Origin of the sequence: Chryseobacterium vrystaatense, from assembly GCF_000737765.1 — a bacterium.
Taxonomy (GTDB): Bacteria; Bacteroidota; Bacteroidia; order Flavobacteriales; family Weeksellaceae; genus Chryseobacterium; species Chryseobacterium vrystaatense.
The window spans coordinates 988,727-1,008,954 of the sequence record NZ_JPRI01000001.1; the positions used below are offsets into that span (position 1 = coordinate 988,727).

Sequence of the window (20,228 nt, forward strand, 5' to 3'; positions counted from 1 at the left end):
GTCCGGTCTTTTTTATATCCTAAAATTCAGAAAAACTGGATGTTAACATAAGTTTCATGTTTCGTTCAAAAAAATTAACTTTACGGAGACAAAAATTATTGGAATGCGAAAGACAATTTCTGTGAAAAAACCGGATTTTAGCGTAGACCCTCTGGAAAGAGAGATCTATAATTTTGAAAAAGACGGATTAGAGTTAAAATCATCTTACACTCAAAAAGATGTTAAAAATGAATCTTTAACACAGACTTCTCCAGGAATTGCACCCTTCCTCAGAGGACCATATTCTACCATGTATGTACAGAAGCCATGGACTGTCAGACAGTATGCTGGTTTCTCTACAGCGGAAGAATCAAACGCATTTTACAGAAGAAATCTGGCAGCAGGACAGAAGGGGCTATCCGTAGCTTTCGACCTTGCGACACACAGAGGATACGATTCTGATCACTCTAGAGTCGTAGGGGATGTAGGTAAAGCTGGTGTAGCTATTGATTCTGTGGAAGACATGAAAATACTGTTCAATGAGATTCCATTAGACCAGATCTCTGTATCCATGACGATGAATGGAGCTGTACTTCCAATTTTGTCTTTTTATATCGTAGCCGCTGAAGAACAGGGCGTAAAACAGGAACTGCTTTCAGGGACAATTCAGAATGATATTCTGAAAGAATTCATGGTAAGAAACACCTATATCTATCCACCGGCTCCTTCTATGAAGATCATTGCGGATATCTTTGAATATACTGCACAGAACATTCCAAAATTCAACTCTATTTCCATCTCAGGATACCACATGCAGGAAGCGGGGGCAACTCCGGTATTGGAAATGGCCTACACCCTTGCAGATGGTCTTGAATATGTAAGAACAGGAATTAAAGCTGGAATGAATGTGGATGATTTTGCACCAAGGCTTTCATTTTTCTGGGCGATCGGTATGAACCACTTCATGGAAATTGCAAAAATGCGTGCCGCCAGATATATCTGGGCCACGCTTTTGGAACAGTTCAATCCGCAGAACGCGAAATCTTTAGCATTAAGAACCCACTCCCAAACTTCCGGATGGTCGCTTACAGAACAGGAACCATTTAATAATATTACAAGAACAGCTATTGAAGCCCTTTCTTCGGCTTTAGGCGGAACCCAGTCATTGCATACGAATGCACTTGATGAAGCCATTGCTCTTCCTACAGATTACTCAGCGAAGATCGCGAGAAACACCCAGATTATTCTTCAGCAGGAAAGTGGAATCTGTGATGTTGTAGATGCCATGGGCGGAAGTAATCTTGTAGAAAGCCTTACCCAGCAGATGATCGAAGAAGCGATGAAGTACATCGATGAGGTAGAGCAGGAAGGTGGAATGACCAAAGCCATTGAAGCCGGAATTCCAAAAATGAGGATTGAAGAAGCTGCTGCAAAAAAGCAGGCTAAAATCGACAGTGGCGAAGAATTCATCATCGGAGTAAATTCATTCAGAACCACCTTAAAACAGGACGGAATTGAAATCCTGGATATCGACAACACTGAAGTTCGAAGAAAACAGATCGAAAGACTCGAAAGAATAAAATCAGAAAGAAATTCTGAAGCCGTTACACAAATCCTGGACGAAATCCGCGAGAGTGCCAAAACAGGAAAAGGAAATCTTTTGGCTTTATGTATAGAAGCCGCAAGAAGAAGGGTAACCCTTGGTGAAATGAGCGATGCTATGGAGGAAACTTTCGGAAGATATAAAGCCAATATTAGAACCATCTCTGGAGTATATGCTATGAATGCAGGGAAAAACGAATATTTTGAAAAAGCGCTTCATCTGACTCAAAAATTTGAAGAGGCAGAAGGACGACGTCCGAGAATTATGGTTGCCAAAATGGGACAGGACGGACACGACAGAGGGGCCAAAGTAGTCGCTACAGCATTTGCCGATATGGGATTTGACGTTGATGTAGCACCATTGTTTCAGACTCCGGAGGAAGTAGCCAAACAGGCTGTAGAAAACGATATCCACATTCTTGGGGTGTCTTCTCTAGCAGCAGGCCATAAAACACTGGTTCCGCAGGTTGTGGAAGAACTGAAGAAATTAGGAGCTGATGATGTAACGATTGTAGTAGGAGGTGTTATTCCGCAGCAGGATTATGAATTCCTGTATGCAAACGGAGCCGATTTTATTTTCGGTCCGGGAACGAATTTACCGAAATGTGCGGTGGAAATCTTACAGAAATTCTTAGAAAACTAAAATAAAACTGCTCTCTCTGTGCGGATTGGTTGAAAAGTACTAATTTCAGTTCTCCAACCATAAAGTACCGTAAGATGAATTTTAAAAATACAACAAAGCCTGCTGCCAATAAAATCATTATTGTCGCAGGCTTAATTTTTATAGCCCTATTTTGTTTTACGGCAGACTGTAAGAATAAACCGGTTCAAAAATCCCCTTTGCCGGCTGATATTAGTTTGGTTAAAAGCCACCTGAAGGCCCTTACCGAAACGCCTGAATTCCGAAACCATAAAAATATTGACCAATTGAATGAAGTTGCAGACTACATTAAACAAAACTTCAGCAAATATGGGGATAGTACGATCTTTCAGGAATATAATGTTGAGGCTAAAATCTATAAAAATGTAATCACTTCCTTCGGAACTGAAAATAAAAAAAGAATCATTATTGGAGCCCATTATGATGTTTGCGGAGATCAGCAGGGTGCCGATGACAATGCTACCGGAGTGACAGCCCTTTTGGAACTTGCCAGAATGCTCAAAAACCAAAAATTGAATTACAGAATTGATCTTGTAGCTTATACATTAGAAGAACCTCCCTATTTCAGGACTGAAAATATGGGAAGTCATATTCATGCCCAGTATTTAAAAGACCATAACATCGACGTTTATGGAATGGCTAGTGTAGAAATGATAGGGTATTTCAAGGATGAAAAAAACTCACAAACCTATCCTTTAGGCATTTTGTCGTGGGTCTATGGAGATAAGGGAGACTTTATTACCCTTGTTAAAAAGTTCGGAGCAGGAAATTTTGTAAATAATTTCAGTACTCAATTTAAAGAAGCCAACCAGATAAAAACAGAAATCTTTACAGCTCCAAAATTTGTAAAAGGAACCGATTTTTCTGATCATCTTAATTACTGGAAATTCGGCTATTCTGCCCTGATGATCACAGATACGTCATTCTTTAGGAATAAAAATTACCACGAGAATACAGATACACTGGAAACGCTGGATCTTGTCAGAATGACCAAGGTAATAGATGGTATTTTTCTCAGCCTGATCCACATGAAATAAAAAAAAATGTTTTCAGATTCATAAAAAATACTATATTTGCATCTGAAAATCAAGTTTAACCCTTTAAAAAACAACGAAGCAATGTTCAAAACGAATCAAAATTCTTCAGCTGGAGTACCCCTTATGGTGGTAAGGCTTCGTGGTTTGGTATACTCTTAGAATAATAGTACAACGAAATATCAAAACCCGAAGTCGTAAAGATCTCGGGTTTTTTATTGCGCAATATGTAAACTCCAGTTTCCCCGAAATTTTTATAGTGTCATTAAGAACAAAATGAAAAGATCTTTTAACAGGTCTGTTTCATGATGTTCACTATCGTAAAATCGATCAACTTAATATTTAGTTAAGTAAAGAATTGTTGTGGTTTGTCAGAATCTAGCTTCTGGCATCTCACTTCTGAATTCTCTTTTATGGAAAATAATAACCTTCTGTTTTATCGGCTGAGAAGCGTAAGAAGCAGAAAAAGAACAGGTAAAAAAGATGTAGAAAAACAGATAAGAAAAAAGTATAAACGTAGTAATGAGCTTTGGAACCTCAGGAGGAATATTCCGTGGATTCCATTGGAAAAACCCTATCAAAGAGGTTTTGTAAGATTCTTCGTGCTGAGTGATGATGTGAAGAGATCCAAAGATGCAGATTTCTATGAAGGAATTCTGAAGAAGATCAACACGTACATGTATTCCGAAAGCCGGCTATTTTTGAAAAAGCGTAGAAAGTTTGGAAGAAGAATATACGTAGAAAAAGCACAGAAACTTAATAGCATTTCCTTTTACTCATGGATAGATCCAAAGTTTGGGCTTGCCCCCAGAGAGAGGCAGTATTTTCTTAGAAAAGAAGAATACAATCCGTTCAGAAAAAGAGCTGAAACGTACTACGAATTCATTGAACCCTGGAGATTTACTCTACGGATAAGACCCCATATGATTACGCACTATAAACCAGTTGACCTGAATCTCGAGAGAGAATATGCTTCACTGAAGGCATATGTGGAACAGCATAAAATTGCGGGAATCATCCGAAAAAAAATCTATGGTAAATCAAATGCCTGGAAAAGGGAATATGAAACTGATCTTATCAAAAGCAGGAAATATGCAAACTGCATCATGTCTGCAACAGAGATTGCAGAATATTTTGAGGACTTATAAGTCCAATATTATTTAAAACAAAAACAATGGGAAATTTAAAACTAAAAGGAAAAGATATATTAAAACTGGGTTATCCAAATAATCAAAGCGTCAATGTGGCTTTAGAGGTCATGAAAAGGAATTTTGCAACCAAGAATATTCATCATGTAAAATCTATTTTAAAAGACATTCTCCTCAATCCTGAGAACTTTGAAAAAGACCTGACTTTCGGACAGATCGCAGAATCCCTGCTTTCATCCAGAAAAACAGAAAAAAGAATGCTCAATAGCCAACGGGCTTCTTTTCAGATCTTTGGAAATAATATCTCTGAAGAGGCAAAAAACCAGCTGTATACGGCTTTAAAACTGCCAATATCAACTCAGGGAGCGTTAATGCCCGATGCTCACAGCGGTTATGGACTTCCTATAGGAGGTGTTTTGGCTGTAGAAAATGCGGTGATCCCCTACGGAGTAGGAATGGATATTGGCTGCAGAATGAGCCTCAGTATTTTGGATATACCCGTTTCATATCTTGACGGAGCAAGAGATAAATATGAAAAAGCTCTTGCTGAACACACCAAATTCGGGATGTATGAAACGCATAAATCTCATGTAGACCACGAAATCTTTGAAAGAGATACATTCGGGATGATCCCGATTTTGAGAAGATTAAAAGGAAAAGCCATTAAGCAGATGGGATCATCAGGTGGCGGAAATCATTTTGTGGAATTTGGAGAAGTCGAAATCACGGAAGAAGAAGAACAGATTGGATTACCGAAAGGCAAATATCTCGGAATTCTTTCACATAGCGGTTCCAGAGGTCTGGGAGCAGAAATTGCACAGTATTATTCAAGAGTTGCGGCAGACCAGTGTCCATTGCCAAAGGAAGCGCAGCAGTTTGCCTGGCTGGATCTCAACACCCATCTCGGACTGGAATACTGGACTGCGATGAACCTTGCCGGAGATTATGCTTCCGCCTGTCATGATGATATCCACAGAAGGCTTGTGAAAGCTGTAGGAGGAAGAGTAAAGGCGAGGATAGAGAATCACCACAATTTCGCATGGAAAGAAATTCACAACGGAAAAGAGGTCATCGTCCACAGAAAAGGGGCAACACCTGCCAACGAAAATGAATTGGGAATGATTCCGGGATCTATGACAGCAAAAGGTTTTATCGTCCGTGGAAAAGGAAATCCTGATGCTTTAAATTCAGCATCGCATGGTGCAGGAAGAGCTCATTCGAGAGGTGAATGCCGAAGCCTTTTTACGCAGAATGATATCAAAAAAGAACTGAAGCTCAAGAAAGTTACCCTGATTGGTGGGAATACTGAAGAAGCACCAATGGCATACAAAGATATCCATGAAGTAATGAATGCGCAGAGTGAACTGGTAGATATACTGGGAACATTTCAGCCCAGAATTGTGAGAATGGATAAATAACTAAGTTGCAGGCTTCTGGTTATCAGTTGTTATTTTTCAACGGGTAACCGGAAACCGGTAACTAAACGACAAAAAATAAAAAAATGGGAGCACCTCATAATATAAAAAGATACGGAGAAGTCTGGCCGGAATTTAGAATCCGCCACGGACTTGAAATTTTAAATAAATTAAAGGCTAAAGTCATCATATCCGGTGGCTGGGCATGGCATTTTATGTCGGAAAAATCGCATACGGAGTACAAACATGCCCACGATCATAAGGATATTGATGTTTTTGTAAAAAAAGAAAATGCAGCAGAAACAGTCATGATCCTGCAACAGGAAGGTTTTCAGAAAGTATGGACCCGGTATGATCATCTCCAGAGTGAAGAAAATTTCAGGAGATATGAGAAAACGGTAGAACTTGAAAACGGTAAATCTCATAGAATCACCATCGATTTCTTTGAAAAAAATGATCTTGATACGATTGAGATAGATGGTTTTACTGTTGTTAAGCCGGATGTTTTGCTGACTTTTTACCGAAATATCCATTCCAGTGATAAATGCTGGGCTGTAATGGCTGCCAAAGATTTGTTGGAAAAAGGAATTGACCCTGTTGGTCATCCAAAATTAAATGAAATCCCTAAAGGAGATTAAAATGGAAAAACTCATACAAATAACTTCTGGAAGAGGACCTTTAGAGTGCCAGTGGGTTACCGCTAAACTACTGAAAGTCTTCCTTGAAGAGGCAAAAGATAATAAAATAGATTATGAAATCATCCACCGTGAAAATGGGGATGAAAACCTGACCCTCAAATCCGTAACCATTCTCTTAAGAGCAAAAGGTTTAAATGAATTTTTAAAAAGTTGGTTAGGAAGTATCTGCTGGACGGGAAAAAGTACATTCAGGAAACTACATAAAAGGAGCAACTGGTTTATCGGAGTTTTTGAACTGGAAGGACTGGAGAAGATCAATTTTAATGAAAAAGATATTCAGTTTCAGACCACAAGAAGCCAGGGAAGCGGCGGACAAAACGTGAATAAAGTGAATACAGCCGTTCGCGCAACCCATTTACCAACGGGACAAAGTGTTTTCGTGCAGGATACTCGTTCACAATTGGAGAACAAAAAATTGTCTGTCACAAGATTAAAGGAAAAAGTGATGGAACAGAATATCATTCAGCTTCAAAAAAGAATGGAGGAAACCTGGAACAACCACTTGCAGGTGCAAAGAGGAAATCCGGTCCGTACATTTTCCGGGACAGATTTTAAAAAGAATCATCAGGATAAATCATTTAAAAAACAGAGAAACATCCTGAAAAAAGAATTAAAAAACGAAAGAAATGACCTTAACTAAAAACAAATATTATTTTGAAGCCCTGGACAATTATCCATACAGTCTTCCTGATTGCCTTGAAGCTTTAAATTACGCGTTATCCTATGATCCTGAAGATGCAGACAGTCTTTGCCTTATGGGAAGGATATATAGTGAAATGCTGGCCGATCATGATAAAGCTAAAATGTATTTCGGAGAGGCGATGCAGTGCAATGTGGGTAATCTCAATACACCAGAGCATTATATCAAATGTCTTTTGGCTCATGAAGATCTGGAAGAAGCAGAGAAGCTGATCAGTTACGCATTAAAAATAAAAGGGATAGATAAAGCCAGGATATTAATACAAAAATCGTTGTTATTTGAGATTCGTTTTGAATATACAAAAGCTTTGGAACCTTTAAGAGAGGCTAAGAAATACTGTTACGATCAGGCTATGACCGATATTGTAACGGGTAGGATCAAATTTGTTAAAAACAAAATGAAAAAAAGAAGAACGAAAAAAAAGAAAAAGTAAATTAGTTTCTTCCCAAACAGTAGAGACTTAAATATTCGTTGAATTAAGTAAGAGGATCTTTTTTAAGGTCCTTTTTTGTAGCTTTAATAGATGGAACTCTATTTCGAACTTAAAACACTTCAGTTAAAGGAAACTTTCTCCATTGCGTATGGAAATTATGACAAAAGGGAAGCCTTGCTGGTAGAATTATCTTATCTAAACTTTAAAGGTTATGGTGAATGTGTTGCTATTGATTATTATCAGATTAATTTGAAGAGCTTTATACGTAAACTAAAAGAAATACAGCCGTTACTTCAAAAACAGAGCATTATCCATCCAACAGAATTTTTCGCTATTCTTTCAGAACTTCATTTGCATCCGTTTTTGATGTCTGCTTTAGATTGTGCCTATTGGGATCTCTTTGGAAAACTTGAAAACATCAGCTTTACAGAATTAAATGATATTCCTGCTGAGAGCTTAGTTGAAAGCTCTGTCACCATTTCTATAGCAGCTATTGAAGATCAGATCAGTAAAATAAAGAAAAGCAGCTGGAATAGATTTAAAGTGAAATGCAAAGGACTGAACCAAGATCATATTGGACAACTGTTGAGGTTAAACAGGCATATTGCGCTGGATTCCAATGCTAGTTTTACAGACCAGGATTGTCTGTGGCTTCAGGAAAATGAAATGATAAGCAGGTTTTCTTATCTGGAACAGCCAAGACCTATTGGGAATTACAAAATATTAAGCAAAGAAAGTTTTACCAACTGGATGGCTGATGAAGACTGTCAGAACCTTAATTCTCTTGAAAAACTTTTGCCCTATTATAAAAGTGTCAATATCAAATTAATGAAATGTGGAGGACTCACGCCTGCACTCGAAATGATTAGAAAAGCGAAAGAATTAGGTTATAAAGTGATGATCGGCTGCATGACAGAATCCAGCATTGGTATATCGGCCGGCTGCGTACTGGCAGGTCTTAGTGATTTTGCAGATCTGGATGGAGCCCATCTGATCTCCAATGATTATGCCTCGGGAAATTTCGTGGAAAATGGAAAAATAATCCTATCCGGAAAACCAGGCCTCGGAATAGTTTTAAAATAAACCACAAAAAAATATGAGTTATGAGGCTGATACACTCTAACTCTAACTTCTCAAACTCTCCGATACAGAAAATTACTTCTTATTTACAGAGATCAGGTAATCATAAACCATTTGGTGCTGCTCGTCACTTAATTTTGCTTTCGGAGCCATTCTGCTTAGTGTTTTGATCCATCCCTGATCGTCGTGTTTAGCTGGATCCGGAAGTTTGTGACATTTGGAGCATGAATTTTCAAAAATAGTTTTACCCTGAACAAGCTGTTCAGAGGCAGTGTATTTTGGTCCGGTTACAGCGACACTTTTAGGACCGCATGAAACCATACATGCAGCGCCTGCAGCTATACTTAAAATTACTTTTTTCATATCCCTGTTTTTTTTGATTGGGTAATTATTTTTTCACAGAAACAATATAATCGTAAACCCACTGATGCTGCTCATCTGTCAGTTTTGCTTTTGGAGCCATCGAATTCATGATTCCTACCCACTGTACTGAAGTATGCGCCGTAGGATCAGGTAATTTATGACATCTTCCACAAGAATTTTCAAAGATTGTTTTCCCCTGTGCAAGTTGTTCTGCAGTAGAAACAGCAGGTCCTATGGGAGCAACAGTTGAAGCCTTTGGAGTACAGGATGCCAATAAAATCCCGGCAAGTAATGCAGCAGCAGATATCTTTTTCATATTTTAAATTTTGAATTGTAACAAATGTAGGAATTTCCATCTCCCATTGATATGGTGAACTCTAGTTTTAATTTAGAAGAAATAAAATTAACGCCTCATTATATGGGAGTTTGCAGGTTATTTTTATATTTTTGAATCAATGAAATTTTCGACAGACGAACTAATGGAAGGAATAAGGTCAGGCGACAAACGTCTGACAGCAAAAGCTATTACATTAGTTGAAAGTAAAAAAGCTGAGCACAGAATTCAGGCAGAGGAGCTTCTGAAAAGGATAATGCCCTTTACAGGCAATTCTATCAGGGTAGGAATAACGGGAGTTCCGGGCGCAGGAAAGTCTACATTTATCGAAAATTTCGGTAGGCTGGTCATTGCAAACGGCAAAAAAGTAGCGGTTTTGGCCATTGATCCCAGTTCTTCTATTAATAAAGGAAGTATTTTGGGTGATAAAACCCGAATGGAGGAGCTCGCTAAAGAAGAAAATGCCTTTATACGCCCTTCTCCAAGTTCCGGATTTCTTGGAGGTGTCGCCAATACTACTTTTGAAACCATGATGATTTGTGAAGCAGCGGGTTATGATTATATTCTTATTGAAACCGTAGGCGTTGGGCAGTCTGAGGTTTTGGTGGCTGATATAACGGATGTGTTTCTATTTCTTAAAATCATTGGAGGAGGAGATGAACTGCAGGGGATTAAGCGTGGGATTATGGAAATGGTAGATCTTATTTTCATCAATAAAGTTGAGCAGGACAATCTGCAGAAAGCAAAAAATACAAGACTGGAGTTAAAAAGGGCCCTGGACTTTATTCCTCCAAAAGAAAAAGGTTGGAAAATTCCGGTATTATTAGGTTCTGCTCTTTATAATGAAGGTCTGGATGAGGTCTACGCCAAGATCTTCGAATTCACAGATATGAAAAAGAAAACAGGCCGTTTTAACGAAGTTCGTACCCAGCAGGCAGAAAAACGGTTTGAATATTGGGTTCAGGAATATATTCTGGCCATGATGAAAAGAAGCAGTTCCGTAGAAGAGGCTTACATAAAGCACAAAAAAAATGCTTCAGAAATGGTTTCTAATCCCAGCACTGAAGCAAAAATATTTGTTGAAAAATTTTTATCTAAAGACTAAAGTTTTTCCTTCTCTTTTTCTATTTTCTGATTTTCCGAAACATAACCGTCATAAGTGATCGGCTGTCTGTCGTTGCTTTGTATAGAAACAAATGCTTTACCGTTTTTAAACACCTCTATATTAATCTGATCAACATTTCTTACATCATTGGGCTTGATTTTTAAAGTCCAGTTGCCTTTTTTATTTTGAGATTTGTTGACGGTGAAATCTTTGGATACAAAGCGGTAGCCGGTTTCAGATGAATTATATGAAGCATTGTACATTCTGCCAAAATAGGGAAGGGCTACATCCATATTATTTTTTTTAAGCTCTATAGAATAGCCTCCACCTTGCAGCTGAAGTATTCTGGTTGTAGGTGCATTCTGAATAGAACCGATCGCATTGATCACTTCATAGTTCATAGGATTGGCCCTTTGAGCATTAAAAGTAAATTCCTCGGAACCTACCAGTGTATCTACTGTTTTGGAATCTAAATAAGCTTGTGAAGAGCAGCTCTCAAAGAGAAAAAAGAAACCAAAAATAAATATAAGTGAAATATACTTTTTCATAACCGTAATTATTGTTAAATTTAAATAGCAAAATGTATGCAAATATATGGGTTGTTATCTGTTTTGGAATAAAAATTGTAAATGTTGAATTATTAACACTCGAACTATGAAATTTACACATCTATTAGGAATAGGAGCAGTTGCCCTGTCAGCTGTAGCTTGTACTACCAATCCGATTACGGGGAGGTCGTCTTTGCAGATTGCCAATAACTCGGAAATACTGACAATGTCTTCCCAGGAATATAGAACAACATTGTCTAAATCTAAAATTATCTCCGGAACTGCAGATGCTAAAAAAATAGTGAGTGTAGGGAGTAGAATAAAAAGCGCCGCTGAAAGATATTACCAGAGTATCGGAAGATCTGCCGATCTTGCCAATTATAGCTGGGAATTTAACCTTATCCAAAGCAATGAATTAAATGCCTGGTGTATGCCTGGCGGGAAAGTTGCAGTGTATACCGGTATTCTTCCTGTAACAAAAAATGATAATGGTCTTGCAGTAGTTATGGGGCATGAGGTTTCACATGCTTTGGCAGGTCACGGAAATGAAAGGATTTCTCAGGCAATGGTTGCACAGTATGGAGGTTCTATTTTGGGAGGAACAATTTCGAACTCACAATGGGCCGGTATTTTTGAAAAAGTGTATCCTATCGGATCTCAGGTTGCTTTACTGAAATATGGAAGAAACCAGGAATCCGAAGCAGACCAAATGGGACTTTATCTGATGTCGATGGCAGGATATGACCCGAGAGAAGCTATTCCTTTCTGGAATAGGATGGAAGGAGCGTCTTCAGGAGCAAGACAGCCTGAGTTTTTATCTACCCACCCGAACCCTGAATCCAGAATTTCGGATATCAATAAAAACCTTCCAAAAGCCCTGGAATATTACAAAGCTGCAGGAGGGAAAATATAATGATTTAAAATTTTAATCTTGTATAGAGTCTTATTGAGTTTTAACCCATCGAGATAAGGCTCCTTTTAATCTAAAAACCACTAAACACAATATTTATGAAAAGTTTATCAATTACAGGACTTATATTGCTGGCTGTTTCAGCATTGCTTTTTTATCTGACGACTGACTTTACAGTAGGAGGAATTACGATATCCCATATGATGGGGGTGATGGCCGGAGTAGGAATTGGGCTTATCATTGGAGGAATGGTTGGATATGTAAGTAAGGGAAGTGCTCTGAAGGCAGAAGAGAAAAGAAAAGAATTCAAACAGTTGCAGAAAGATAAAGAAGATCTGGAAAAGCAGGCGGCAGAAATTGCCCAACGTGAAGCAGAACTTCAACGTCAAAATCAAAACCCTCAAATTTAAAAATTTGAGGGTTTTTCTATAGTTGTTGTTTTCAATTATTTAAACTTATAGCCTACTCCTACTAAAAACAGGTTAGGTCTGTTGTCATATCTGATTTCAGAACCTGAAACCTTATTAATGAAGTTTCTTTCATCCTTACTGAATGAACCTTCGTATCGTGCATTGATAAGCAGTTTTTTGATTTCAAGCTGCGCACCGAACTGATATCCTACTGTGAAATTATTTTTAACATTTTCCTTGAAGTCATTATAGGTGTTTTCCTTGCTTAAATTGTAGCTTGCTACAGGCCCCACAAAAACACCTAACATATCTCCTAAAACTTTATGTCCTAAAAGAATAGGCATATCAAGACGGTTGCTTTTAACATCAAAAGTAGTGTTTTCTGTAGTGAACTCATTTTTGAAGTGGGTGTAGTACAATTCCGGCATTACATAAAATGAACCTGGAAGCCCTACTTTCAGGGAAAGTCCTGCATTGAAACCAACATTATTTTTTCCTGTTCCTTCAATGGCCTCATTAACTGTTCCTTTAAAGTTTTTCCATGAAGGAGAGCTCGTCGGAAATATTAAGTTAGCTTTCGCTGCCAGTGATATCTGTGCAGAAGCGAACATTGAAAATCCGATTAATGCTATACTAAGTACCTTTTTCATTATCATCTATTTTAGTGATTGTATTTTCAATCGTTTTATTATTTTCAAGTAAATACTCTCTCAGTTCTTTAAACAGTTCTGAAGAATAAACGAAGTCAATTAGATTTTTATTGCCTGCAGTGATTAAGACATCCTTGTTTCCTTCCCATTCCTTGATTCCCAATCGTAGATATACAATTTTTTCCCCAATCGTCATCACAGAATTCATATCGTGTGTATTAATGATTGTTGTTGTATTGTATTCCTGGGTAATCTCAAGCAGCAGATCATCAATAATATTAGAAGTATAAGGGTCAAGACCGGAGTTGGGTTCATCACAGAACAAATACTTCGGGTTGTTCACAATCGCTCTCGCAATGGCTACACGTTTCTGCATTCCTCCCGAAATCTCTGATGGGAATTTTCTGCCTGCCTTATCAAGATGTACTCTGCCTATTACGTCAAAAACCCTCTTCTTTTTTTCTCTGAAAGTAAGGTTTGTAAACATGTCCAGTGGAAACATAATGTTCTCTTCGACAGTGAGTGAGTCGAAAAGCGCACTGCCCTGAAATACTGTTCCGATTTCTGAACGCAGATGCTGTTTCTGATCCCTCGTCATCGTGTTGATATCCGTTCCGTCAAAAAGGATTTCTCCTGATGATGGCTGATAAACATTCAGTAAACTTTTCAGGAAAACAGTTTTTCCGGAACCACTTTGTCCGATGATCAGGTTCACTTTTCCTTTGTCAAAAGAAGTTGAAATTCCCTTAAGTACTTCAACATCACCAAAACTCTTCTTCAGATCTTTTACCTCAATCATCAGCTTAATATTAATTGGGTTAAAATTAATTCAGAAATGATAATAAATACCATTGTCCATACTACCGCCTGGGTACTTGCTCTACCTACTTCCAGCGACCCTCCCTGTACATTATATCCAAAATAAGAAGGAACTGTAGCAATAATAAAAGCAAATACAGTAGTTTTTACAAATGCATAATACACGAACAAGTTGGGCATATACATCTGAATCCCTACGATGTAGTCGTTCTCAGTCCAGTTACCAGTCAGCATACCTGCCAAATGTCCACCACCTATACCGAAGACGATACTGATGGCAATAAGAATAGGATTGAAAATAACGCAGGCGAAAATTTTAGGCAATATCAGGAAATTGGGAGAATTTACACCCATAATATCCAGTGCATCGATCTGCTCAGAAACCCTCATTGTTCCTATACTTGATGCTATATATGACCCTACTTTACCTGCCAGAATAAGACTGATAATCGTTGGGGAAAATTCCAGAACCAAAACGGCTTTGGTAGCATATCCCACGAATGAAGGTGGGATAGGAAAGGACGAAGAGGCAAAGTTATTGAACATCTGGATAGCAACTACTGCTCCCACAAATATAGAAGTGAAGATCACAAGCCCAAAAGAATTGACGCCGAGATCATTGATTTCTCTCATGAACAGCTTCCAAAAAACCCTCATTTTCTGGGGTTTCTGCAAGGATTTACCTAGAAGGATAATGTATTCTCCTACTGCTGTAAAAAACTTTTTTAACATGTTGCTAAATTAGACTTTTTTTATTTAATTAAGGTTAAGGCTCAGCCATAGCTCTGAGGATTATTAAACCTTAGAAGCAAATATGATTCCTCAATTTTAATCTTAACCTTTTGTTTGATTTATTTTGCGTTTTTATCGCCACCGATGACCAATAAAACGGTCTTTAAAACAATCACCAGATCCAGGACAAAACTCCAGTTCCTTACATAGAACGTATCTGCCAATATCCTTTTTTTCATTTCTACCTCTACGTCTCCATAATCTCCCCGCAATCCATTGACCTGCGCAAGACCTGTAATGCCCGGAGAAACCATACTTCTTAAGCTGTATCTTCCGATCTTGGGTTTATAGTAATTGTCAACAGCCAGCATGTGTGGACGTGGTCCTACAATAGACATTTCCCCTTTGATGACATTAATGAACTGAGGCAGCTCATCAAGACTGGTTTTTCTGAGAAATTTACCAATACTTGTGATTCTGGAATCATTATCTTCGGTCGTTTTTGTGGCAGATTCATCATTCACGACCATGGTTCTGAATTTCAGGCAGCAAAATACTTCCTCATGAAAACCATATCTTTTTTGAACAAAAAATACAGGCCCCTTAGATGTTACCTTTATTAATATAGCAATAACAGGAAACAGCCATGAACAAAGCAGGACTAAGATAGTGATTGAAAAAACAAGATCAAAAATCCTTTTCACCAGAAAATTAGAATAATAATCTAAAGGATATTTTGCCTGACTGAGCACTGGCTGCGTCTGAATATACCCCAGATCATACAGGAAAAAGTCACTCTGTGTAATGCTAGGAATTAATGAGATATGAACCTTATTATCTTCGGCCAGCTTAAATAACTCTTTTTCCACGCTCTCGGTGAACGTGTTTTCGGTAGAGAGAAACAGGGTATGAATTCCATTCCTTTTCCAAAAATCAACGAGTTTATCCTTGCTGATATCTGAACTTTCATATTCAAATATTCTGTATCCGTAATCTTTTCTATCCTGAAATATATTCCTTAAAATCTCTGTTGAGCTTGTTTCTCCCAGAAACATTACATTTCTGTAATTGATCCCCAGTGAGCGAAAATACTTAATAGAGAAGTAAATCACCGATTTCGCTAGGAAAATACAGAAAAACAGATAAAAAGAAAGCCAATATATATCCGAATTGAAAAATACATTTTTGCTCACTTTCCCAATAAGGAGCACTCCCAATATAAAAAACAGAAAATGAATCAGCAATCGCTCAAGAAACAAAGTATAGGTGAGATTCCTCTGAATATTATAAATTTTTGTCCTGCCGCTCAGCAGCATCCAGAACAAAAACAGCAATATCAGTGAGAAAATATTTTGATACCAGGTCTCTTCATGATATCTTAAACTCTCATTCCTGCTTATAAAAAAGAATATGAAGATAGATGCAATAACCATAAGGTCAAGCAAAATAATGATCGATTTCAGGTATCTAGAGTATCGAATTCTCTGCATCTATCGGTGTTTATAACGGATACGAAGAGCGAAGGTACATATTTTTTACGGGATATTCAGGTATTTATGTGTCTGAACCGACGCTTGCCATTCCGGATGAGCTAAAATAAAATCAGTGATTTTTGGATACATCTCATCACGCTTGCTCCATTCGCTCTGCATATACAGCTTACAGTTTTCAGAAACCTTGGCGGCCTGCTCCTGTGCAAATGTAAAATCGTGTTGATTGAAAATAATTACTTTAAGTTCACTTGCTTTCGCATAAATCTCTTCTTTAGGAAGTCCTGTCTTCTTAGGAGAAAGAGTGATCCAGTCGATTTGTCCACTTAAAGGATAGGCTCCGGACGTTTCAATGTGAATGGTACATCCCAGCTCCTTTAATTTAGAGGTCAGAACATCCAGGTTCCACATAAGCGGTTCTCCACCTGTAAGAACAATAGTCTTGCAGTGTTTGGCTGCCGTTTCTGCAATTTCTTCTGCATTCATTAATGGATGGAGTTTAGGATCCCAGCTTTCTTTTACATCACACCAGTGGCAGCCGACATCGCAACCTCCTAATCTGATGAAATAGGATGCTTTTCCGGTATGTGCCCCTTCTCCCTGTAAAGTGTAAAAATGCTCCATTACGGGGAGCATTTTACCTTCTTTTAATAAAATATCTTCTTCTTTATTCATTTTAAAATTAGTCGTTATAGACCGAAGTTTTGTATGCGATGATGGTGTTTTTCATCAGCATGGCTCTCGTCATAGGTCCTACTCCTCCAGGTACCGGCGTAATCCAGCTTGCTTTGGCTGCACAGCTGTCAAAATCTACGTCACCTGCAAGGTAGTATCCTTTTGGAGAGTCATCATCTACTCTTGTTATACCTACATCCACAATTACTGCACCGTCTTTGATCATATCTCCTTTTAAGAAATGAGGATCACCTAAGGCCGTAATAACGATGTCTGCTTTTTTTGTATACTCTTCAATATCTTTTGTATAAGAGTGCGTCAATGTTACAGTAGAGTTACCCGGGAAATCTTTTCTTCCCATCAGGATGCTCATAGGTCTTCCCACGATTTTACTTCTTCCTATAATTACACAGTCTTTTCCTTTAGTTTCAATATTATATCTTTCCAATAACGTCAGGATCCCGAAAGGAGTAGCAGGAAGGAATGTATCCATTTCCAAAGCCATCTTTCCGAAATTTTCAGGGTGGAAACCGTCCACGTCTTTTCTTGGATCGATAGCGAGAATAATTTTTTCCTGATCGATCTGATCCGGCAAAGGAAGCTGTACAATGAAACCGTCTACAGCCTTAGATTTATTCAGTTCGTCGATCTTTTCCAATAATTCCGATTCAGAAACTGTACTTGGGAATTTTACAAGTGTAGATCGGAATCCTACTTCCTCACAGTCTTTTACTTTACTGTTTACATAGGCCTTGCTCGCTCCGTTGTTTCCAACAAGAATCGCTACCAGATGCGGTGCTCTTTTCTTGCTTTCCAGGATCTTTTCCACTTCAACCTTGATCTCTGCCTTTATTTCTTTGGATACTTTAAGTCCGTCAAGAATTTCTGCCATTTTTACTTTTTTTACTTTTATTTAGATTTTATTGAATACAACAATATCCTGGAATTCATCGGCACCTTCCTTTTCTACATCAGTTCTCCAGAATCCTTCTTTTATAGCGGTCACTTTTAATCCTGCTTCTGCCGCCATCTGGTTCAGGAGTGGAATGCTTACCGCAATATTGGCAGCGGTCACCTTATCATCCATCAGTCTGTAACCGTCATATTGATGAGGGAACGGCATTGTACCATATTCCGTTTTGGATTCATCATACAGAAAGAACGTGGCTAAACACTGTCCGCCGCTGTTCAGAACCCTGCTGATCTCACTCAGATATCTTTTAATCTCAGGTATCTGCATATGCGTGAAAACTGAGAACAAAAATGCTTTGTCGAACCGGGCATCATTATAAGGAAATGTAAAGTTTTCCGCTTTTTGGCTGAAAGTATTATACAGATCATTATAAATCGGAGTAAACTTGAATTTAAAATTCGGATGCTTTAGTCCAATATTTTTGTTGCACCAGTTAATTCCTTTTTCTACAGCGTCGAAACCGTCGTAAGTACCCTTATCAATAATTCCGGTAAGAGCTACAGCCGTTCTTCCGATTCCACATCCTACGTCAAGGACATGGTCTGTATTTTGTAACCCGATATATTTTTTAAGTGCATTTACCTGACGTATTCCATGAGGAATAAAGTCGCTGCCTCCTACGTAAATATCCCCTTTCTTAGGCTCATTTTTAGATCTTTTTCCCGTAAGACCATCATAGAGGTCGATTGGGAAGTAATAGATCTTTCTTCCCAGAAGCCTGAGGCCGGGAGGAAGTTTGTAATAATATGATCGTAATGCAGACATCTGCTACTTATTTCCTTTATAATAATTAATCAATCCGTTGGTAGAGCTGTCATGAGAGCTTATGGTCTCACTGCTTTCAAGTTGAGGAAGGATTTTATTGGCTAAAACTTTTCCTAATTCCACTCCGAACTGGTCAAAACTGAAAATATTCCAGATCACACCCTGTACAAAGATTTTATGTTCATACAGTGCAATAAGCTGTCCTAATGAAAAAGGAGTTAATTCGTTGAATAATATAGAGTTGGTAGGTGTGTTTCCGTGGAAGACTTTGTAGTTCAATAGTCTGTCGATCTCCTCCTCAGATTTTCCTTCGTTTTTCAATTCTGCTTCCACTTCCTCTTCAGACTTTCCGAAAGCAAGTGCCTCAGTCTGTGCAAAAAAGTTAGCTAAAAGCTTCGGCTGATGGTCCGAAACCGCATTGCTGCTTTTTATATAAGCGATAAAATCAGCCGGAATTAATTCTGTTCCCTGGTGGATAAGCTGGTAAAAGGCATGTTGACCGTTTGTTCCTGGTTCGCCCCAGATGATTGGTCCTGTTTCATATTCTACAAATGCTCCGTTTCTGTCTACGCACTTTCCGTTGCTTTCCATATCTCCCTGCTGAAGATAAGCTGCGAATCGGTCAAGATATTGAGAATAAGGAAGAATCGCATATGTTGTTGCAGCGTAAAAATTACGATACCAAATCCCTAAAAGTCCCATCAGAACCGGAACGTTTTCCGAGAAATCTGCGGTTTGAAAATGCTGGTCTGTATCAGAAGCTCCTTTTAGAAGTTCCTCAAAATTGTCATATCCTACGGCCAGGACAATGCTGAGACCGATAGCGCTCCAAAGAGAATATCTTCCACCTACCCAGTCCCAGAACTCAAAAATATTTTCTTCTGCAATGCCGAATTTTTTAACTGCTTCAACATTAGTAGATAAAGCCACGAAATGTTTCGCTACATCTTCCTCTTTTCCTGCTTTCAGAAACCAGTCTTTTGCAGAGTTGGCATTCGTCATCGTTTCCTGAGTTGTAAAAGTCTTGGAAGCAATGATGAATAATGTAGTTTCAGGATTCAGATTGTTAACGGTTTCTGCAATATGATTGCCATCAACGTTTGAAACAAAATGAACGTTTAATCTAGTTTTAAAATGTTTTAAAGCCGAACAAACCATTACCGGGCCCAGATCTGAACCTCCGATTCCTATATTGACCACATCTGTAATTTCTTTTCCACTGAAGCCTTTATGTTCTCCGGAAATAATTTTCTCAGAGAACGCTTTCATATGCTCAAGAACCCTTTTGATCTGAGGTTTTATGTTTTCACCGTCTACAATGATCTCCTTATCAGAGAAATCTCTCAATGCAGTGTGTAAAACTGCTCTTCCTTCTGTTTCATTGATTTTATCACCTGAAAACATTTTGGAAATTGCATCTTTCAGTTGACATTCGTCTGCTAACTGCAATAAAAGTTCTTTCGTTCTCGAATCAATCAGATTTTTAGAATAATCGAAAAGAAAGTTGTCTTTCTGCAAAGAAAATTCCTTAAAACGATCTGCATTGTATTGGAAAAGACTTCTCAGATCAAAGTCGTTTTCTGCAAAATGATCTTCAAGCGCTTTCCAGCTGGTGGTTTGTATAGGATTTATTTTTGATAGCATAGATTAGGAATTAGATAGATTCAGAAAAGATGAGATGGGATCAAAATGTTTAAAATCCAT

At 38.2% G+C, this 20,228-nt stretch carries 22 protein-coding genes; 11 read left to right on the top strand and 11 right to left on the bottom strand.

Features of this window, described 5'->3' with window-relative positions:
* Nucleotides 1-103: 103 nt before the first annotated feature.
* The 8 genes from scpA to IW16_RS04595 all read left to right on the top strand — a co-directional run bounded on the left by scpA (nt 104) and on the right by IW16_RS04595 (nt 8,753).
* Nucleotides 104-2,224 carry a methylmalonyl-CoA mutase gene (gene scpA, locus IW16_RS04560; protein ID WP_034740108.1) on the top strand — a complete coding sequence of 707 codons (2,121 nt, stop codon included), beginning with the start codon at nt 104-106 and terminating at the stop codon, nt 2,222-2,224.
* Nucleotides 2,225-2,298: 74 nt separating this feature from the next.
* The gene (locus IW16_RS04565) at nt 2,299-3,279 is read left to right on the top strand and encodes a M28 family peptidase (protein WP_084694492.1); all 981 of its coding nucleotides are present in this window, start codon (nt 2,299-2,301) and stop codon (nt 3,277-3,279) included.
* A gap of 410 nt (nt 3,280-3,689) precedes the next feature.
* Nucleotides 3,690-4,424 carry a hypothetical protein gene (locus IW16_RS04570; RefSeq protein WP_034740110.1) on the top strand — a complete coding sequence of 245 codons (735 nt, stop codon included), beginning with the start codon at nt 3,690-3,692 and terminating at the stop codon, nt 4,422-4,424.
* A gap of 26 nt (nt 4,425-4,450) precedes the next feature.
* Nucleotides 4,451-5,842: an RtcB family protein gene (locus IW16_RS04575; RefSeq protein ID WP_034740112.1), complete on the top strand. Its 1,392-nt coding sequence runs from the start codon at nt 4,451-4,453 to the stop codon at nt 5,840-5,842.
* Between the two features lie 83 nt (nt 5,843-5,925).
* Nucleotides 5,926-6,477: a nucleotidyltransferase domain-containing protein gene (locus tag IW16_RS04580; protein ID WP_034740114.1), complete on the top strand. Its 552-nt coding sequence runs from the start codon at nt 5,926-5,928 to the stop codon at nt 6,475-6,477.
* Between the two features lies 1 nt (nt 6,478).
* Nucleotides 6,479-7,177 (top strand): peptide chain release factor H, encoded by a 699-nt coding sequence (gene prfH / locus IW16_RS04585; RefSeq protein ID WP_034740576.1) that lies wholly within the window; start codon nt 6,479-6,481, stop codon nt 7,175-7,177.
* Nucleotides 7,164-7,670 (top strand): hypothetical protein, encoded by a 507-nt coding sequence (locus tag IW16_RS04590; protein ID WP_034740116.1) that lies wholly within the window; start codon nt 7,164-7,166, stop codon nt 7,668-7,670. Before prfH ends, IW16_RS04590 begins: the two co-directional genes overlap by 14 nt.
* Before the next feature lie 90 nt (nt 7,671-7,760).
* The gene (locus IW16_RS04595) at nt 7,761-8,753 is read left to right on the top strand and encodes an enolase C-terminal domain-like protein (RefSeq protein ID WP_034740117.1); all 993 of its coding nucleotides are present in this window, start codon (nt 7,761-7,763) and stop codon (nt 8,751-8,753) included.
* A 72-nt stretch (nt 8,754-8,825) separates the two neighbouring features.
* Here IW16_RS04595 and IW16_RS04600 read toward each other — a convergent pair whose 3' ends face one another.
* The gene (locus tag IW16_RS04600; protein ID WP_034740119.1) at nt 8,826-9,113 is read right to left on the bottom strand and encodes a cytochrome c; all 288 of its coding nucleotides are present in this window, start codon (nt 9,111-9,113) and stop codon (nt 8,826-8,828) included.
* Nucleotides 9,114-9,138: 25 nt separating this feature from the next.
* Nucleotides 9,139-9,429, bottom strand: a complete 291-nt coding sequence (locus IW16_RS04605; protein ID WP_034740122.1) for a c-type cytochrome — start codon at nt 9,427-9,429, stop codon at nt 9,139-9,141.
* A 139-nt stretch (nt 9,430-9,568) separates the two neighbouring features.
* Between IW16_RS04605 and meaB the strand changes: the two genes are divergently transcribed.
* The gene (gene meaB, locus IW16_RS04610; protein ID WP_034740124.1) at nt 9,569-10,552 is read left to right on the top strand and encodes a methylmalonyl Co-A mutase-associated GTPase MeaB; all 984 of its coding nucleotides are present in this window, start codon (nt 9,569-9,571) and stop codon (nt 10,550-10,552) included.
* On the opposite strand, the gene IW16_RS04615 is transcribed toward meaB, so the two are convergent.
* Nucleotides 10,549-11,100 carry a DUF4251 domain-containing protein gene (locus IW16_RS04615; protein ID WP_034740127.1) on the bottom strand — a complete coding sequence of 184 codons (552 nt, stop codon included), beginning with the start codon at nt 11,098-11,100 and terminating at the stop codon, nt 10,549-10,551. The two genes, meaB and IW16_RS04615, sit on opposite strands and share 4 nt — an antisense overlap.
* Nucleotides 11,101-11,206: 106 nt before the next feature.
* Between IW16_RS04615 and IW16_RS04620 the strand changes: the two genes are divergently transcribed.
* The gene (locus IW16_RS04620; RefSeq protein WP_034740129.1) at nt 11,207-12,013 is read left to right on the top strand and encodes a M48 family metallopeptidase; all 807 of its coding nucleotides are present in this window, start codon (nt 11,207-11,209) and stop codon (nt 12,011-12,013) included.
* 95 nt (nt 12,014-12,108) lie between these two features.
* A complete protein-coding gene (locus IW16_RS04625; protein WP_034740131.1) occupies nt 12,109-12,420 on the top strand; it encodes a hypothetical protein in 312 nt (103 codons plus the stop codon).
* A gap of 35 nt (nt 12,421-12,455) precedes the next feature.
* Here the strand turns inward: IW16_RS04625 and IW16_RS04630 are convergent, their stop codons facing one another.
* From IW16_RS04630 to pgi, 8 genes are all read right to left on the bottom strand, one after another.
* Entirely contained in the window at nt 12,456-13,070 is a 615-nt protein-coding gene (locus tag IW16_RS04630) for an outer membrane beta-barrel protein (protein ID WP_034740132.1), read from the bottom strand.
* Entirely contained in the window at nt 13,054-13,869 is an 816-nt protein-coding gene (locus IW16_RS04635; RefSeq protein WP_034740135.1) for an ABC transporter ATP-binding protein, read from the bottom strand. Before IW16_RS04635 ends, IW16_RS04630 begins: the two co-directional genes overlap by 17 nt.
* On the bottom strand, nt 13,869-14,621 hold the full coding sequence (locus IW16_RS04640; RefSeq protein WP_034740137.1) for an MlaE family ABC transporter permease: 753 nt from the start codon (nt 14,619-14,621) through the stop codon (nt 13,869-13,871). The genes IW16_RS04635 and IW16_RS04640 overlap by 1 nt, the downstream gene beginning before the upstream one ends.
* Before the next feature lie 119 nt (nt 14,622-14,740).
* Nucleotides 14,741-16,111 carry an exopolysaccharide biosynthesis polyprenyl glycosylphosphotransferase gene (locus tag IW16_RS04645; protein ID WP_034740139.1) on the bottom strand — a complete coding sequence of 457 codons (1,371 nt, stop codon included), beginning with the start codon at nt 16,109-16,111 and terminating at the stop codon, nt 14,741-14,743.
* A 45-nt stretch (nt 16,112-16,156) separates the two neighbouring features.
* Nucleotides 16,157-16,786: a 7-carboxy-7-deazaguanine synthase QueE gene (locus IW16_RS04650; protein ID WP_034740141.1), complete on the bottom strand. Its 630-nt coding sequence runs from the start codon at nt 16,784-16,786 to the stop codon at nt 16,157-16,159.
* A 7-nt stretch (nt 16,787-16,793) separates the two neighbouring features.
* Nucleotides 16,794-17,678, bottom strand: coding sequence for a bifunctional 5,10-methylenetetrahydrofolate dehydrogenase/5,10-methenyltetrahydrofolate cyclohydrolase (locus IW16_RS04655; RefSeq protein WP_034701320.1), 885 nt, complete (start codon nt 17,676-17,678; stop codon nt 16,794-16,796).
* A 21-nt stretch (nt 17,679-17,699) separates the two neighbouring features.
* Nucleotides 17,700-18,524 (bottom strand): class I SAM-dependent methyltransferase, encoded by an 825-nt coding sequence (locus tag IW16_RS04660; RefSeq protein ID WP_034740143.1) that lies wholly within the window; start codon nt 18,522-18,524, stop codon nt 17,700-17,702.
* Nucleotides 18,525-18,527: 3 nt separating this feature from the next.
* Nucleotides 18,528-20,168 (bottom strand): glucose-6-phosphate isomerase, encoded by a 1,641-nt coding sequence (gene pgi / locus IW16_RS04665; RefSeq protein WP_034740146.1) that lies wholly within the window; start codon nt 20,166-20,168, stop codon nt 18,528-18,530.
* Nucleotides 20,169-20,228 lie beyond the last annotated feature (60 nt).

Excerpts from the sequence above, each read along its gene's own strand:
- IW16_RS04630 (WP_034740132.1), bottom strand. The coding sequence starts at position 13,070 with ATGAAAAAGGTACTTAGTATAGCATTAATCGGATTTTCAATGTTCGCT.
- IW16_RS04620 (WP_034740129.1), top strand. The coding sequence starts at position 11,207 with ATGAAATTTACACATCTATTAGGAATAGGAGCAGTTGCCCTGTCAGCT.
- IW16_RS04580 (WP_034740114.1), top strand. The coding sequence starts at position 5,926 with ATGGGAGCACCTCATAATATAAAAAGATACGGAGAAGTCTGGCCGGAA.
- IW16_RS04645 (WP_034740139.1), bottom strand. The coding sequence starts at position 16,111 with ATGCAGAGAATTCGATACTCTAGATACCTGAAATCGATCATTATTTTG.
- IW16_RS04575 (WP_034740112.1), top strand. The coding sequence starts at position 4,451 with ATGGGAAATTTAAAACTAAAAGGAAAAGATATATTAAAACTGGGTTAT.
- IW16_RS04600 (WP_034740119.1), bottom strand. The coding sequence starts at position 9,113 with ATGAAAAAAGTAATTTTAAGTATAGCTGCAGGCGCTGCATGTATGGTT.
- IW16_RS04605 (WP_034740122.1), bottom strand. The coding sequence starts at position 9,429 with ATGAAAAAGATATCTGCTGCTGCATTACTTGCCGGGATTTTATTGGCA.
- IW16_RS04660 (WP_034740143.1), bottom strand. The coding sequence starts at position 18,524 with ATGTCTGCATTACGATCATATTATTACAAACTTCCTCCCGGCCTCAGG.
- IW16_RS04570 (WP_034740110.1), top strand. The coding sequence starts at position 3,690 with ATGGAAAATAATAACCTTCTGTTTTATCGGCTGAGAAGCGTAAGAAGC.
- IW16_RS04615 (WP_034740127.1), bottom strand. The coding sequence starts at position 11,100 with ATGAAAAAGTATATTTCACTTATATTTATTTTTGGTTTCTTTTTTCTC.
- IW16_RS04635 (WP_034740135.1), bottom strand. The coding sequence starts at position 13,869 with ATGATTGAGGTAAAAGATCTGAAGAAGAGTTTTGGTGATGTTGAAGTA.
- IW16_RS04640 (WP_034740137.1), bottom strand. The coding sequence starts at position 14,621 with ATGTTAAAAAAGTTTTTTACAGCAGTAGGAGAATACATTATCCTTCTA.
- prfH (WP_034740576.1), top strand. The coding sequence starts at position 6,479 with ATGGAAAAACTCATACAAATAACTTCTGGAAGAGGACCTTTAGAGTGC.
- IW16_RS04655 (WP_034701320.1), bottom strand. The coding sequence starts at position 17,678 with ATGGCAGAAATTCTTGACGGACTTAAAGTATCCAAAGAAATAAAGGCA.
- pgi (WP_034740146.1), bottom strand. The coding sequence starts at position 20,168 with ATGCTATCAAAAATAAATCCTATACAAACCACCAGCTGGAAAGCGCTT.
- scpA (WP_034740108.1), top strand. The coding sequence starts at position 104 with ATGCGAAAGACAATTTCTGTGAAAAAACCGGATTTTAGCGTAGACCCT.
- IW16_RS04650 (WP_034740141.1), bottom strand. The coding sequence starts at position 16,786 with ATGAATAAAGAAGAAGATATTTTATTAAAAGAAGGTAAAATGCTCCCC.
- meaB (WP_034740124.1), top strand. The coding sequence starts at position 9,569 with ATGAAATTTTCGACAGACGAACTAATGGAAGGAATAAGGTCAGGCGAC.
- IW16_RS04590 (WP_034740116.1), top strand. The coding sequence starts at position 7,164 with ATGACCTTAACTAAAAACAAATATTATTTTGAAGCCCTGGACAATTAT.
- IW16_RS04565 (WP_084694492.1), top strand. The coding sequence starts at position 2,299 with ATGAATTTTAAAAATACAACAAAGCCTGCTGCCAATAAAATCATTATT.
- IW16_RS04595 (WP_034740117.1), top strand. The coding sequence starts at position 7,761 with ATGGAACTCTATTTCGAACTTAAAACACTTCAGTTAAAGGAAACTTTC.
- IW16_RS04625 (WP_034740131.1), top strand. The coding sequence starts at position 12,109 with ATGAAAAGTTTATCAATTACAGGACTTATATTGCTGGCTGTTTCAGCA.